Raw genomic sequence first — 15,139 nt, forward strand, 5'->3', positions numbered from 1 at the left:
CGCTAGTCTTATGGATGTAAGGGGTTAACTTTTGCCAGCATTTTGCTGTTGGTGTCGATAAAATCTCTGACGAACGGTTTGTTGCGGGCGCTGCTAAAGCGGGCGACTTCTTCACCCTGTTCAAACAAAATGACAGTGGGAAAACCGCGCACTTGGTGACGACCTGCCAGTTTCATATTTTCATCTTCTTCGGTATCGAGTTTGGCGAGTATCACTTTGCCGTGGTATTCGGGAATAACGGCTTTCAATACCGGATCAAGGAATAGGCACGGGCCACACCAATCCGCCCAGAAATCGACGAGCACGGGGGTGCGTAACGAGGCTTTTAGTACCCGTTCTTCAAAATCGGCAATGCCGTTGATGTCATAAATAAAGGTGTAAGTGGTCATGGTGCGTTTCCGGTTAAGTGATAGGGCGCAATTATAGCGACCTGAGGCTAGATGTGTATAATCCCTAAGCCTTAAGCCCATAGGAATTTGCTCTCATGCACGTAACAGTAACGGCAAAAACGGTTTTTTCTTCCCCCGTCCATTTTTTGGCATTCGGGTTTGGCAGTGGTTTATCGCCGTTTGCGCCCGGCACGGCGGGTACTTTAGCGGCGATTCCGTTGTATCTGTTGCTGGTGCAATTGCCGCTCTGGGGTTATGTCGCCGTATTGCTGGTGATGTCGCTGGTCGGCATTTGGATTTGTGGTGAATCCTCACGGCGTCTGGGTGTGCATGATCACGGCGGTATTGTGTGGGATGAATTTGCGGGTTTCTTGCTAACCATGCTGGCAGCACCAACAGGGTGGGTGTGGATTGTGGTGGGCTTTTTCTTGTTCCGCCTGTTCGATATTTGGAAACCGTGGCCGATACGCTTGGTGGATCGTGATGTACCCGGCGGCTTTGGAATTATGTTCGATGATATACTGGCGGGCATTTACGCTTGGATTGCGTTGCAAGTGTTGGCAAGATTGTTTGGCGCTTGAGATTGCGCAGACAGCAAAAAGCCTTCCCGAAGGAAGGCTTTCAATACACGAAGCCTGTTATTATTATTGGGCGCTTCAATGCGGAATAAAAAAGAAGGGGCGTAGCCCTGTTATTATTCTTCTACCCCTTTAGCCCTTGAACGAGGCTGATTATGTGAGGGTGCCACTGAATTTGAACTGAATATTTCGGTTATTTTTCGTTCAGTTTTGCTTAAGGTATTATTTAAAAATCAATCACTGGAATGTCATGAACGTCAGAACTCGCTTTGCTCCCAGCCCGACTGGTTATTTGCACATTGGTGGCGCACGTACTGCGCTGTTTTCTTGGCTGTATGCCCGCAAGATGGGCGGCACTTTCATTTTGCGTATTGAAGACACTGATCGTGAACGTTCCACGCAGGCGTCTGTGGATGCGATTCTGGAAGGCATGGCGTGGTTGAATTTGGGGCATGACGAAGGCCCGTTCTACCAAACCCAGCGTTTCGACCGTTACGCGGAAGTGATTCAACAATTGGTCGCGAGCGGTCACGCTTACCGTTGCTATTGCAGCAAGGAAGAGCTGGAACAGATGCGCGAAGGCCAAATGGCGCGTAAAGAAAACCCGCGTTATAACGGGTTATGGCGCGACCGTCAGGACGAAACACCACCCGCAGGGATTGAGCCGGTAATACGTTTCCGCAACCCGCAAACGGGCGTGGTGGAAATTAATGATGTGGTGCGTGGCAAAATTACTATTAGTAATGCCGAACTGGATGATTTAATCATTGCGCGTTCTGACGGCACACCCACGTATAACTTGACCGTGGTGGTGGACGATATTGATATGCAGGTGACGCACGTGATTCGGGGTGACGACCATATCAGCAATACCCCGCGCCAGATCAATATCATGCGGGCATTGGGTTTTGAACCGCCGAAGTTCGCCCATTTGCCGATGATTCTGGGGTCGGATGGGCAGCGTTTGTCCAAGCGTCATGGGGCTGTCGGGGTGATGCAATACCGTGATGACGGCTTTATTCCACAAGCCGTGTTGAACTATCTGGTGCGTTTGGGCTGGTCACACGGGGATCAGGAGATTTTCTCCCGCGAGGAAATGGTTGAGCTATTTTCTCTGGAAGCTATCAACCGTGCTCCGTCTGCCTTTAATACCGAAAAATTGCTCTGGCTTAATCAACATTATATCAAAACACTGCCCGTAGCAGAGCTGGAAGCGCAATTGCAGTGGCATTTGCAGGCGCAAGCGTTGGATATCTCCACAGGCCCTGCATTAGCCGCTGTCATCAATGCGCAACGCGAACGCGCCAAGACGTTGGTGGAAATGGTAGCCATTAGCCGTTATTTCTACGAAGAGTTTGCAGAATTCGATCCGGTTGCGGTGCAAAAGCAATTTAAAGCGGATACGGCGGATAATTTACTGGTGGTACATGATGAATTAGCAGCCTTGGCTACTTGGCAGGGTGAGGCGATCCACGCCGCTATTCAAGCCGCTTGCGAAACATTAGGCTTGAAACTGGGCAAGGTGGGGCCACCGTTGCGGGTGGCGGTGACGGGCAGCGCTTCTTCGCCGTCACTGGAAATCACCTTGGAATTGATCGGGCGTGAGCGAGTATTGCAGCGGATTCAGCGGGCAATTGGCTTTATTCGCACTTTGGCGGCTTAAGGTGAGCCATATCCCCCTAAGCTAATACGATTTATGGGGGATTTTATGCTATGTTTATATGACTAAAACCTAGCATGAATGAGGAGGATAAATGAAAGTCAAAGACATCATGAATACCAGCGTCAAAACCGCTAAGCCCAATACCCCGGTGCGTAATTTGGTCGAAGTTATGTGCTTTAACAAAATCAGCGGTATGCCGGTCGTGGATGACAATAACAATGTCGTCGGCGTGATTTCTGAAAAAGACGTATTACGTAAGATGTTCCCTGACATCTCTGAGGTGGCTCGTGAAGAGGGCGTGCCTGATTTCGAGAAGATGGAAAAAGGTTACAGTGATGCCTTGAGTTTGCAAGCCAGCGATTTGATGAGCAAGTTGGTGGCGTCTGCCAGCCCTGAGATGCCGTTGATGAAAGCGGTTTCTATTATGTGCGTGCAGAAAATTCGCCGGATTCCGGTGGTCGAAGCAGGCAAGTTGGTGGGGATTATTAGCCTTGGCGATGTGCATAAAGCAATCTTCGCAAATTCTTTAAAAGGCGCTTGACAAGATCGGCGAATTCCCTCAGAATTCGCCTCTCTTTCGCAGTGGGGCTGTAGCTCAGTTGGGAGAGCGCTACAATGGCATTGTAGAGGTCAGCGGTTCGATCCCGCTTAGCTCCACCATTATTGACCGACGTGAGAGTATTTATGGATCGTCTTGGTCGTTACAGCTTGATCACTGGTCTGGTGATAACAGTCGTAGGCTTAATCTTTGGATTCGGCTTCATGTTTGCAGACAGCGATGAGTTGGCGAAAATGTTTTTACTGGCGGTGCCACTCGGTTTTTTGATTACATTTGCCGGGTTATCCACCATTGTTATTTTTTCACCACGAGAAAATGACAAACAATAGGTTTGGAAGTTTACATCAGCGACCCTATCGTCTAGAGGCCTAGGACACGACCCTTTCACGGTTGTAACTGGGGTTCGAATCCCCATAGGGTCGCCACTTTTCCAAGTCTAGCTATGCAAGTAGCACACAACAAGTTCACATCAGCGACCCTATCGTCTAGAGGCCTAGGACACGACCCTTTCACGGTTGTAACTGGGGTTCGAATCCCCATAGGGTCGCCACTTTTTTCTTTCTTCCCCTTCCCCATCCAATCAAACATTATCACCACATTGTGGTAACGTCTCTGTGCCAAAAAAGTCTATACTGGCATTCTATACAATACATCTAGTCTTGCAGGGTGGAGAACAATAATGGCTTATCAAATTCGTCGCGTGTTACCGTGGTTATGGGTGTGCCTGTTACTGCTATTCATGGGGCTGGCAAGGGCAGAAGTGCCACAATACAGCAATGAAGCCTTATTGACGCAAATGTTGGTAGTGGATGTGTCGGAGCGTACCTTGGATACCAGCCCGGCGTTGGCGGTGACTTTTTCACAAGACTTGAATCCAACCGAGAATTACAACAGCTTCATCACCTTAACGGCTAACGGCAAAATGGTCGAAGGTCAGTGGGTGATGACCAGCGAATCGCGTCGCCTATTTTTCAGCAATATCAAACCACAAACCGATTATCGCGTGCAGATTAGGCCGGGCGTCACCAGTAAAAACGGCCTGAAGTTGCAAAAACCGTCGGATACCAGCCTTAAAACCCGCGATATTAGCCCCGCATTTGATTTTGCGACGACCGGCAGCATTTTGCCTGCAAAATTGACGGGTGGATTGCCGATTCGGGTGGTGAATGTGCCGGAATTGGACATTGAATTCCTGCGGGTGCAGCCAGAAAAATTGCCGGATATGCTCAAAACGGTCAGTTTGGGCGGGCGTTTGTCGCAGTGGCAATTGGAAGAAATCCATGCCGTGACCGAAAGTGTGTATGCCCGCCGCTACGTGACCGATGCCAAGTTGAATGCGCGTACTTCGATGTTGATTCCGGTAGAAGATATTCAAGAATTGAAAACGCCGGGCGTGTATTTTGCGGTGATGCGAGAACCGGGGCGTTTTAACGATGAGGCTTACCGAATTACGCAGTTCGTCGTGACGAATATTGGCTTGCATGTGCGTTTGTATGCGCGTGGGCTGGAAGTGTTTGCGAATGCTTTGGACACTGGCAAGCCGCTGTCCGGGGTGCAATTGAAGTTGCAGGGTGAAAAAGAAGTGTTGACGCTGGAAACCGATGCGGATGGGCGTGTCAGTTTTGAACATCGACCCAGTGGTGATTTATTGCTGACGGCGCAGCAGGAAACGCAGTTTGCGTTTTTGGATTTACGGGAAGCGGCGTTGGATTTGTCAGAATACGCCGTAACCGGATTGCCGGATAAGCCGATTGCACCGTTTATCTACAGCACCCGTGATTTGTTCCGCCCCGGTGAACCGATGGATTTGTCGGTGTTGTTGCGTGATCGGGATGGCAAAGCGGTTTCGCTGAAAAACCTGCACTTGCGCATTGTGCGCCCCGATACCAAATTATTATTGGAAGAAAACTTGCTGGCTGCCAATGCCGATCTTGGCTTTTTCAGCTACCGCTTGCCGATTCCGGCAGATGCGCCAACGGGAACTTGGAAAGCAGAAGTGCGGATCAACGCCAAAGATGCTGCTCCCGTCAGCAGTTTTAATTTCCACGTCGAAGATTTCATGCCAGAACGGATGAAGCTGGCCTTGAGTGCGGAAGAGAAGCTGTTGACGGCGGGGAAAAAGCTGGTGGTGGCGGCGCAGGGTGATTATTTGTACGGTGCACCTGCCAGTGGCAATAAATTAACCGCTGTGCGCACGGTGAGCGTGAATCGCCATCCTTTAGCCGAATTTAAAGAGTACTATTTTGGCGATCCTGCCGATGAGAAATTGGTGAGTCGCGAAGATTTGCCTGAAGTGATGCTCAATGAAACCGGCGGCGGTTTTGTGGAAAGCCCGGCGTTAGTGGGCAACATCAGTTCACCGTTGACCTTGAGCATTATCGGCAGTCTGCACGAAACCGGCGGGCGCAGCGTTACCCGTAAGTTGGATGTTCCGTTTTGGCCTAGCCCGAATTTGGTGGGCATTCGTCCCTTATTCAGCAAAGACACCGTAGCCGATAACGGTGAGGCGGGTTTCGAGTTGGTGCGCCTGAATGCAGAAGGGCAGGCGGTTCCCACTACTCAAGCGCTTGCCGTGACCTTGGTCAGGGAAGAGAAGGACTATTTCTGGGAATACAACAATGCCGAAGGTTGGCAGCGTAAAGAGATTTCCAGTGAATACCCGACCGTGCAGCAAAAAATTACTTTGGATGCAAGTGCGCGTGGCAAAGCGGTATTTGCGGTGCAATACGGCTATTACCGCTTGGAAGTCGAAGATGCAGAAACTGGCTTGAAAGCGGTTTACCCGTTCCATGCAGGCTGGGATTGGGAGCAAGCGGAGAACAATGCCGCACGCCCTGACCAGATTGAATTGGCTTTGGATAAAGCCAAGTACCAAGCGGGTGATGTGGTCAAATTGAAAATTACCCCGCCTGCCGCTGGTGAAGCACTGGTGGCGGTGGAGGGTGAAGCGCTGTTGTGGTCACAGCGGGTGACATTGCCCGCCGACGGCATGACGGTGGAAATTCCCGTGGATAAAGCGTGGGATCGCCACGATTTATACGTCACAGTGACATCGTTCCGCCCCGCGAGTAGTGAGCAAAAAATTGCGCCAAACCGTGCGTTGGGGGTGATTTTCCTGCCATTGGATCGGGATGCACGGCGTTTGAATGTGAGCATTGAAGCGCCCGAAAAAGTATTGCCCGAAAAGACCACGACTGTGACCGTCAGTGCGGATAATCTCAGTGGCGAACAGGCGATCGTGACTTTGGCGGCGGTGGATGTGGGCGTATTGAGCATTACCGATTTCAAAACACCCGATCCGCTGGCGTTTTATTTCTCACAACATCAATACACGCCTAGTCTGTATGACGCTTACGGCAAGATTATTGAGAGTGTGGACGGTGCGCCCCTACGCCAACGTTTTGGTGGCGATGCCGGTGGACGGCGCGGTGGCACGTTGGGGCAGGCAGATTTGCGAATTGTGTCGCTGTTTAGCGGTGCGGTGACGTTTGATGCCGAGGGCAAGGCTAAAATTGAATTGCCCTTACCCGGCTTCGATGGAACTTTACGCTTAATGGCGGTTGCTGCAACAGCAGACCGTTTTGGTAGCGCCGAACGTGAGATGAAAGTGGCTTCACCCGTGGTTGCAAGTTTGGCTGCACCCCGTTTTCTTGCCGCTGGTGACAGCAGTTTTCTGAGTGTTGACGTGAATAACACCACGACAGAAACGCAAGTGGTGACATTAAAACTCAGCAGCAATGCGCTGTTGTCGGGTGTGACCGATACCCGCGAACTCGCGTTGGTGGCGGGTAAGCGCGAAACGCTACGTTTGCCAATCTCCGCGCAGCAAGCGATGGGTAGCGGGCAGATTAATCTGGAGTTGACGGGGAAAGGCTTTACCGCGCGGCGTCAGCTTCAGGTTGCGATACGCCCTGCATACCCGGCGCAATATTTGGCACAAAAGCGGGAATTGGCGGCGGGTGAAACGCTGAAGCTGGATGCGGCGACGATTCAACCGTTTCAGGCGGCGGGTTTGCAGGCGAATCTGAGTGTGGGGGCAACGCCGGTGTTGCCGTTGCGGAATGCGTTGCAAGGCTTGTTGCAATACCCTTACGGTTGTTTGGAACAGACCACTAGTAGCGCCTGGCCTTATTTATTCTTGGATGCAAATGTAGCGGAATCGTTAGGTCTCGAACCGTTGGAGATGAAAGAGCGCAATGAGCGGGTCACGGCGGCATTATTGCGTTTGGCGGGAATGCAGTTAGCCAACGGCGGTTTCACCTTGTGGGGCGATGCCAACGGTGGGCAAGAAGAATATTGGCTCACGCCGTATGTGGTGGATTTTTTGCTGGATGCCAAAGAGCAGGGCTTTACGGTGCCGGAATGGTTGTTGCAGCGGGCGCTGCAAAACCTGGAAGAGCGTTTGCAGGAAGGCGAAGGCGCTGCGGAAAGCCGGTATGATTTTTCGGATAGGCCAGAGCATGTTGATTTCGCCGCTCGCGCTTATGCAGGGTACGTGCTGGCGCGGGTGAAACGTGCTTCGCCGGGAACGCTGAAAGTCATGTATGAAAAAGACTTGGGCAAAGCGGCTTCCGGTTTACCGTTGGTGCATTTGGGTTTGGCGTTGCAAATGGTGCCGGGCGGTGACAGTAAACGCGGTGACGCGGCGATTCAACAGGGTTTGGCGCTGGTGCGCGATGAGCAAAAATACCTCGGTGATTACGGCAGCAGCTTGCGTGATCAAGCGGCGGTGTTGTACTTGCTATTACGCCATAAGGCTAAATTGCCGCAACTCGCTTCAGAAATTAATCAGTTGGTGGATTTGCTGCATAACCGCAATTATTTCAGCACACAAGAGCAATTATTCACCTTGTTAGCGGGCTTGAAAGTGCAGGAGAAATCCCAAACGGCTTGGAAAGCGGCGCTGACCATCGGCAAAGATAGCGTGGATTTGGCAGGCAGTGGTACGCAATACCGTGCTCTGAGCGCGGCAGATTTTCAGCAAGGCATTCAGGTGACAGCGCCGCAGCCGCTATACTTGGCGTTGAATGTGGATGGCTACCCGAATAGCGTGCCTGCACCGGATAGCGATCCGATTGAAATACAACGCGCTTGGTACAGTTTGGATGGCAAAAAAGTATCACCCGATGGCATTAAAGTCGGAGCATTATTGCTCACGCATCTCACGATGAGCAGCAATATTGACATCAATGATGCATTAGTCGCGGATTTATTGCCCGCAGGCTTTGAAATTGAGAATACCAATTTGTCGAGCAATGAATCCTTAGAGGGCTTGCAATTTGAAGGGATGGATAAGCCGGTGTTAGAGCTGTTGGGCAGTAGCGAATTGCGCACGCAGGAATTCCGCGATGACCGTTACATCGCTGCACTGCCGTTGACGGCGAAAACACGCCACCATTTGTTCTATTTGGTGCGGGTGGTGTCAGCAGGCAAGTTTGCGGTGCCGCCGCCTTATGTTGAAGACATGTACCGCCCGGAACTGAACGGCTTAGGGGCGGTGCCGCCCGCGCTGGTGATTCCGTAAGCGCAACGCATAATGCGCACCTATCTGATAAGGGCGGCTGGCTCGGCGCTGTTGTGCCTGTTGCTGTTTGTATTGGCGGATTGGTGGTGGCCGCTGCCAGAGCCTGAGCGGGTGCGCAGTGTGTTGATTCTGGCACAAGACCGAACCCCGTTGCGGGCTTTTGCAGACAATGAAGGCGTGTGGCGCTATCCGGTGACGTTAGCGGAAGTGTCGCCTTTGTATGTCGAGGCATTGCTGACCTACGAAGACCGTTGGTTTTATCAGCATCCCGGCATTAATCCGTTCGCTTTAGTGCGGGCAGGCTGGCAATGGTTGCAAGGCGGGCGAGTGATTTCGGGTGGTTCGACGCTGACCATGCAAGTGGCGCGAATTTTAGACCCCCATGACCGTACCGTGAGTGGGAAAATTCGGCAGATGTTTCGGGCCTTACAACTCGAATGGCATTACAGCAAGACGGATATTCTGACGTTTTACCTCAACCTTGCGCCTTTCGGTGGCCCTATCGAAGGCGTGCAAACCGCCAGTTTTGCTTGGTTACACAAGCCTGCCTTAGCACTGAGTCATGCAGAAGCGGCATTATTAGCCGTGTTGCCGCAAGCCCCCTCGCGTTTGCGCCCGGATCGCTCCCCCGAATTGGCGCAACGTTACCGCGATAAAGTCCTGCGCCGCATGGCGACACAAGGCGTTTGGTCGCAAGACACCGTGGTGGACGCGATGGTTGAACCCGTGATGAAATTGCGTTTTCAACAGCCGATGAAAGCGCCGTTGTTTGCGGAACGCATGAAAATCCGCGCTTTTGCCAACAAAGTGTCACGGTTACAAACCACCTTGGATGCGAATATTCAGTGGGCGGTTGACAATGTATTGCGCACCCGCGTGAACAGTTTGCCGGAGAAGGCTTCGGTCGGGGTCTTAGTGCTTGAAAATCACACGGGCTACGTGCGGGCGTATGCGGGATCGGCGGATTTCCACAATGCCGAACGTTTTGGGCACGTGGATATGGTGCAGGCGGTGCGTTCCCCCGGTTCGACTTTGAAGCCGTTTTTGTATGGCATGGCGTTGGATGATGGCCTGCTGCATTCGGCGAGTTTGCTGAGTGATGTGCCGCTGAAATTGAATGATTACGCCCCGCAGAATTTTTTCCGGCATTTTTCGGGGGCGGTGAGTGTGATGCAAGCGTTGCAGCAATCGTTGAATGTGCCTGCGGTGGACATCTTGCAACGTTTGACACCGACGAATTTTGTGGCGCGGCTGCGTCATGGCGGGGTGGTGATCAGTTTTCCTGAACACGCTGAACCGAATTTGAGCGTGATTTTGGGGGGCGCTGGCACGACCTTGGAAGATTTGGTGCGGGGATTTAGCGCATTAGGGCGCGGCGGTATTAGCATCAAGCCGCGCTTTGTGGCGGATGATCCGCTCGAAGAACGCCGAATGTTGTCCGAAGGGGCAGCGTGGATAATTCAGGAAATCTTGCGGGCGATTCCGCCGCCAGAGGGCAGTATTAATGCAGCGGGTGTGGCGTGGAAGACGGGAACCAGTTACGGGTTTCGGGATGCTTGGGCGATCGGGGTAAGTGATTACTACACGGTTGGGGTGTGGACAGGTCGCCCAGACGGTACACCATTACCCGGCAGTTTGGGGGTTGCGGCGGCAGGCCCGATTTTATTTGACGTATTTCGGGCATTGCCCAAGCAGTCGGGCATGAATGCCCGTCGCCGTCCGGCAAATGTGACGCAAGAGGATATTTGTTGGCCTTTGGGGGAAAGTGCGGCGCAAACTGCCCCGGAACATTGTCATGTTCGTCAGCAAGCGTGGATTTTGAACGGCAATGTGCCTCCAACCTTGCCGCATTTTCAGCACTATTCATGGTCAGCCGGTTTGCAGACGTATTGGCTTAACCCCGCCACCGGCTTGCGGGTAACGTCGGCTTGCAATGTCCCGGCGCGTATGGCGCGACAAGTCGCTCAATGGCCGCTGGAATTGCAACCTTGGTTAGCCACTACCTTGTTGGAAAAAATACGTTTACCCGCTTTTGATAGCAGTTGCCCGCCCGGTAGCGCGTATCAGGGCGGGAAACAATTGGCGGTTCGGCATTTGGATGACAGTACGCGCTTGTATTTGCCCAAAGTAGCCGCAGGGCAACCCAACAACGGCGTAACGTTGGATTTGCTGGCGGACGGTGGCGAAGATCAGTATTTCTGGTTGGTGAACGGCGAACCGGTTGGCGTGGACACGGCGCGTAGCGGTTTGCGCCACACCTTTACGCGGGCAGGCGATTACGAATTGACGGTATTTGACACCGCCGGAGCGGTGGATAAAGTCAGCATTCGCGTTATCAGCCAGCCCTGAAGCATCAGACACTTATACCGGCAAATGCAAGCGTACCCGCGCACCCACATACGGTGACACCAGCAGTTCAATTTTGCCGCCAATGGCTGACACAATTTCGGTACTGACCGCCATGCCAATGCCCTGACCATCGCTTTTACTGTCTTCACGAATCCCGCGTTGCAATAATTTTGCGGGGTTATTGAGTGGAAAGCCCATGCCATCATCGTCAATATCAATGACTAGCAGGTTGTCTTCGTGATGCGCGGAGATTTCCACCACGTCTTTGCAGAAACGGCAGGCATTATTCAGCAGGTTGCCAAACAGTTCCATCATGTCTTCGGCATCCATGCGGCACTTGGCGTATTCGTCGACATTGATGCGAATTTCAAAGGATTTGTCGCGGTAAACTTTCTGCAAGGTTTCGCGCAATCGGAACAGCACGGGGCGTACCGGTTGGGATAAAATCATCGCGCCTTGGTTTGTTACCATAGCACGGCGTAATTGATGTCCAATGATTTCACGGATGCGTTCGATTTGCGTTTCAAATACGGTAGCAGCAATTTTGTAGCTTGGATCTAAGTTGGCTTCACGGCGCAATTGATCCAGTTGGTTTTGCATCGCGGTCAACGGGGTTTTGATGCTATGCGCCAAATCATCCAAAGTATCTTTGTAACGCTGCTTTTGGCCTTTTTCGTAACTCAATAAACCATTCAGTGCGTTTTTGACGGGAATTAATTCTTCAGGGTAATGGTCATGGATGCTATCGCGTGCACCGGCCTCAATCGCTTTGACTTCATTCTCAAATTCTTTAATCGGGGCGACCACCCAAAAACTCAGCGCCAGTTGCGCAATCAATACCAGTACGGCGGATAGAAACAATAAGATCGCAAATTTTTGGCGCATGTCCTGCATTTCTTTTTCAATATCCGCGATAGAAACGCCCACAATAAACTGGAACGTGCCGTATTTGGGCTGGAAAAAGCTTTGAATCGCCAACAAATACTCCTGATCGTATGTTTGTAGCGCGGTTGGATCATCTTTCAGGCGAAGCGTATTTTTAGGTGGCAAAGGTTTGAGCTGATCGAAAGTGGGTTCAAAGCTGGTTTTTAACACCTTACTGATTTTGAAGTGCAGGTAATAATCTTCGTCGACCAGATCATTGGGCTTGCTGAGGGTAGCGGCGCTCCAAACCACTTGGGCTTTCTCGATATTGATCACATACGCGAAATGGTTTTGGGTGACGTCATCCAGATTGTGCTCACTGATCCTTTGCTGAGCTTTGGCTAACATATCTGCGTCGGGCAGGATGCCGAATTGACCATCTTGAAAGTTCAAATACCCCAGTACATCGTAAGATATTTCCCTTAATTCGGTCTTTTTTTGTTCAATTTTATAGCTGTAAGAAAACCAGTGCAGCATGATGCCTAGTATCAGAATACCGACCATAATAACGCCAAACCCACTGATGAGTTGGCGGCTACGTAAGGAGCTGAGCATAAAGGTTGCTACCGAATACGGGTTTTACGTGCGTGTTAAGGTGAAACGGTAGCCGCGCCCGCGCAGGGTCTCGATCGGCTTGAGCGTATCATCCGGGTCTAATTTAATGCGCAAACGGCGGATAAATACCTCAATCACATTGCTATCGCGGTCGGTATCTTCTTCGTACAAGCTGTCGGTTAAGCGTGTTTTGGAAATCACTTCACCCGCGTGCAACATTAAATGCTCCAATACGCGGTATTCATAAGCCGTTAGGGTGATTTCTGTTTCGTTAACATACACCCGTTGTTCGGAGGTATTTAAGCGAATCGGGCCGCAACTGAGTTCGGCTTGTGTCCAACGTCCGGTACGGCGCAATTGCACGCGCAGACGAGCGATAAGCTCTTCGGTATGAAACGGTTTGGTAACGTAATCGTCAGCACCGGCTTCCAACCCTTCCACCTTGCTTTGCCAACGGTCACGCGCGGTCAGAATAATGATGGGATAACTCAAGCCTTTGGCACGAATGGCACGGATAATATCCAAACCCAGATCATTATTGACAGGGCTGCCTTTGGATTGGGGTAATCCTAAGTCAATGACTGCAATATCAATGGGGTATTCGAGAGCAACATACAGCCCTTGGGAACCATCAGCAGCCAAATCCACGGTAAAACCGCTCTTTTTTAAGTTTTCAGCGATTTGTTCGCGGATGATGTTTTCGTCTTCTATTATCAGTACGCGCATAACACGGCTCTTTTTTGATTGGTCAACGGATTATCGTTTGAATGTATACAGGAGCCTTATTAATCAGCAAGCTCCGAAAACGCAATCATACACCAGCTTACAGGTAATAAAAAACCATCAATGATGATTATTAATAAAAATTATAAAAAAATACCCGAAGATTCGGATGGAATTTCGGGTATTTAAATAAAATCTTCGCTATTTTTCAATGATTTCGAGCAGATACTTTAGTCGCTACACGCAACTTTGATGGTTAAGTATTCACCATCTAATGCCAACATGCGCACGATATGACAATCTGGATAGCCGGGCAAGGGCTTTTCCTGAACAGAAAGTACGCGGCCTTTGTAAGTCGCTTTCACTTTCGAGAGTACCGCATCCCGTCCTATCGGTTCATTGGGGTTGGTGCGCTTCAGTGAAATTTTTTCTTCACTGTCTGCGGCAACCGCAATATTGGGCAGTATGGTGTTAGCAGTCACCACTACCATTACGCTGCATAAAGCAGCAAACATGGATCGTTTGAAATCCATCGTGTTTCCCCTGTTACATAAAAAATAATCAAAAATTCTGGAACTATTCCCGAAAGAATATACGTACATTATTGTTCAGTATATTAATCAATCAAAACTGAACTTAAGGTGAATAATGATTAGTTATTTTTATGTATAATGATGATAATTATAGAAAAATTTTTAAACAAAATAACACTGGCATTGCTTACTTTTTTATAACGAAAATACCGTTTATCAGCAGTTCTTGTAATGTGTCGAAGCAAGAAGATTCGCTTAAAAAGTGCGAATAATCTTTATGCAGTAGCATGGCTGATTGACACATGTATTCAACAAATTGAAGGTGTTGGGCATCAATTGAGTAATGAGTACCGTTCGCAAATAAGTGGATGTCATTGGCTGATAGAAAGTACAGCAAGCGTGCATCCAGTGACTTTTCAAAGCGTTTTTTATGCCGAATGAGGCGGCTAAATTCCGCGCGGCTGACGGGTTCTGCTTCACAGAGTTGCGTGTTGGCTTTGGGTGTTGTGAGGTACTTGCCGACCCACCGCTGCAAAGATTGTTCATCTTGTGGCAGTGCATCAACCACAAAATCCACCAGTTTATCCATATCCGCAGCGGTTAATTCACCGGGGTTAGCTTGCGGAATGCGCTCCGCGTCGGCAAAACGTTGTTGCAAACGTGCATCTTCCAGCGAATCTTCGAGCAGTTTTTCCAGCATATCGGCTTGGGAAGGGGCGCGGAAACCGATGGAATACGTCATGCACTCGTTCAATGCGACGCCGTAATGCGGCACGTTGGGCGGCAGATACAGTAAATCACCCGGTTCGACAATCCATTCCTGTTCCGCTTGGAAGTCGCTCATAATGCGTAATTCCAAATCAGGCAGGAAATTGTCAGGGTGAGCGAATTGCGTGGTGATTTGCCAGCGGCGTTGCCCTTGCGCTTGCAATAGGAATACGTCGTATTGGTCAACATGCGGGCCAACCGAACCGCCTTCCACCGCAAAGCTGATCATCAAATCGTCGATGCGCCAGTCGGGGATGAAGCGAAACGGCTCGATAATGGCTTTTAATTCGGGCAAATGCTGATCGGTGTCGTTGACCAGCAAAGTCCAATGCGTTTCTGGCAAATTGCTGAAATCGTCGTCGTCGAACGCGCCGTGGCGCACTTCCCACGGGTGTGCGCCGCCTTGTTCGATGACGATGCGGGCAGTATCGGTTTCACAGGCCAAACCCGCCAGTTCGTCTTGCGTGATGGGCGATTGGAAATTGGGGAAGGCATTGCGGATCAGCAGGGGCTTTTTTTGCCAGTAATCGCGCAGAAATTCTTCAACGGAAATATCACCAAACATACCCGCCAT

11 protein-coding genes and 3 tRNA genes are annotated in these 15,139 nt (G+C 50.7%); 9 read left to right on the top strand and 5 right to left on the bottom strand.

From position 1 onward, the window contains the following. Positions 1–8 precede the first annotated feature (8 nt). Positions 9–389, bottom strand: a complete 381-nt coding sequence (locus HMY34_RS16160) for a thioredoxin family protein (protein WP_202716469.1) — start codon at positions 387–389, stop codon at positions 9–11. 95 nt (positions 390–484) lie between these two features. Here HMY34_RS16160 and HMY34_RS16165 point away from each other — a divergent pair, with 95 nt between their 5' ends. The 9 genes from HMY34_RS16165 (at position 485) to pbpC (ending at position 11,062) form a co-directional block, all read left to right on the top strand. Continuing rightward, the gene (locus HMY34_RS16165) at positions 485–970 is read left to right on the top strand and encodes a phosphatidylglycerophosphatase A family protein (RefSeq protein ID WP_202716470.1); all 486 of its coding nucleotides are present in this window, start codon (positions 485–487) and stop codon (positions 968–970) included. A 247-nt stretch (positions 971–1,217) separates the two neighbouring features. Further along, on the top strand, positions 1,218–2,630 hold the full coding sequence (gene gltX / locus HMY34_RS16170; RefSeq protein ID WP_202716471.1) for a glutamate--tRNA ligase: 1,413 nt from the start codon (positions 1,218–1,220) through the stop codon (positions 2,628–2,630). A gap of 91 nt (positions 2,631–2,721) precedes the next feature. Continuing rightward, complete coding sequence (locus HMY34_RS16175) at positions 2,722–3,171, top strand: CBS domain-containing protein (RefSeq protein ID WP_202716472.1); 450 nt, start codon at positions 2,722–2,724, stop codon at positions 3,169–3,171. Between the two features lie 43 nt (positions 3,172–3,214). Next, positions 3,215–3,290, top strand: a tRNA-Ala gene (locus tag HMY34_RS16180). Positions 3,291–3,314: 24 nt separating this feature from the next. Continuing rightward, on the top strand, positions 3,315–3,518 hold the full coding sequence (locus HMY34_RS16185) for a hypothetical protein (RefSeq protein ID WP_202716473.1): 204 nt from the start codon (positions 3,315–3,317) through the stop codon (positions 3,516–3,518). A 20-nt stretch (positions 3,519–3,538) separates the two neighbouring features. Further along, positions 3,539–3,614, top strand: a tRNA-Glu gene (locus tag HMY34_RS16190). 49 nt (positions 3,615–3,663) lie between these two features. Then, a tRNA-Glu gene (locus HMY34_RS16195) sits at positions 3,664–3,739 on the top strand. A 129-nt stretch (positions 3,740–3,868) separates the two neighbouring features. Then, complete coding sequence (locus HMY34_RS16200) at positions 3,869–8,713, top strand: alpha-2-macroglobulin family protein (RefSeq protein WP_202716474.1); 4,845 nt, start codon at positions 3,869–3,871, stop codon at positions 8,711–8,713. Between the two features lie 12 nt (positions 8,714–8,725). After that, complete coding sequence (gene pbpC / locus HMY34_RS16205) at positions 8,726–11,062, top strand: penicillin-binding protein 1C (RefSeq protein WP_202716475.1); 2,337 nt, start codon at positions 8,726–8,728, stop codon at positions 11,060–11,062. Positions 11,063–11,074: 12 nt separating this feature from the next. Here pbpC and HMY34_RS16210 read toward each other — a convergent pair whose 3' ends face one another. From HMY34_RS16210 to HMY34_RS16225, 4 genes are all read right to left on the bottom strand, one after another. Next, entirely contained in the window at positions 11,075–12,541 is a 1,467-nt protein-coding gene (locus HMY34_RS16210) for an ATP-binding protein (RefSeq protein ID WP_202716476.1), read from the bottom strand. Positions 12,542–12,565: 24 nt separating this feature from the next. Beyond that, a complete protein-coding gene (locus HMY34_RS16215) occupies positions 12,566–13,267 on the bottom strand; it encodes a response regulator transcription factor (protein WP_202716477.1) in 702 nt (233 codons plus the stop codon). A 227-nt stretch (positions 13,268–13,494) separates the two neighbouring features. Further along, on the bottom strand, positions 13,495–13,797 hold the full coding sequence (locus tag HMY34_RS16220) for a hypothetical protein (protein WP_202716478.1): 303 nt from the start codon (positions 13,795–13,797) through the stop codon (positions 13,495–13,497). A gap of 187 nt (positions 13,798–13,984) precedes the next feature. Further along, positions 13,985–15,139: a cupin domain-containing protein gene (locus HMY34_RS16225; protein WP_228287892.1), complete on the bottom strand. Its 1,155-nt coding sequence runs from the start codon at positions 15,137–15,139 to the stop codon at positions 13,985–13,987.

Source organism: Thiothrix subterranea (assembly GCF_016772315.1).
Classification (GTDB): Bacteria; Pseudomonadota; Gammaproteobacteria; order Thiotrichales; family Thiotrichaceae; genus Thiothrix; species Thiothrix subterranea.

Coding starts and splice junctions, on each gene's coding strand:
- gltX (WP_202716471.1), top strand. CDS start 1,218: ATGAACGTCAGAACTCGCTTTGCTCCCAGCCCGACTGGTTATTTGCAC.
- HMY34_RS16175 (WP_202716472.1), top strand. CDS start 2,722: ATGAAAGTCAAAGACATCATGAATACCAGCGTCAAAACCGCTAAGCCC.
- HMY34_RS16225 (WP_228287892.1), bottom strand. CDS start 15,139: ATGGCGGGTATGTTTGGTGATATTTCCGTTGAAGAATTTCTGCGCGAT.
- HMY34_RS16185 (WP_202716473.1), top strand. CDS start 3,315: ATGGATCGTCTTGGTCGTTACAGCTTGATCACTGGTCTGGTGATAACA.
- HMY34_RS16220 (WP_202716478.1), bottom strand. CDS start 13,797: ATGGATTTCAAACGATCCATGTTTGCTGCTTTATGCAGCGTAATGGTA.
- HMY34_RS16165 (WP_202716470.1), top strand. CDS start 485: ATGCACGTAACAGTAACGGCAAAAACGGTTTTTTCTTCCCCCGTCCAT.
- pbpC (WP_202716475.1), top strand. CDS start 8,726: ATGCGCACCTATCTGATAAGGGCGGCTGGCTCGGCGCTGTTGTGCCTG.
- HMY34_RS16200 (WP_202716474.1), top strand. CDS start 3,869: ATGGCTTATCAAATTCGTCGCGTGTTACCGTGGTTATGGGTGTGCCTG.
- HMY34_RS16215 (WP_202716477.1), bottom strand. CDS start 13,267: ATGCGCGTACTGATAATAGAAGACGAAAACATCATCCGCGAACAAATC.
- HMY34_RS16210 (WP_202716476.1), bottom strand. CDS start 12,541: ATGCTCAGCTCCTTACGTAGCCGCCAACTCATCAGTGGGTTTGGCGTT.
- HMY34_RS16160 (WP_202716469.1), bottom strand. CDS start 389: ATGACCACTTACACCTTTATTTATGACATCAACGGCATTGCCGATTTT.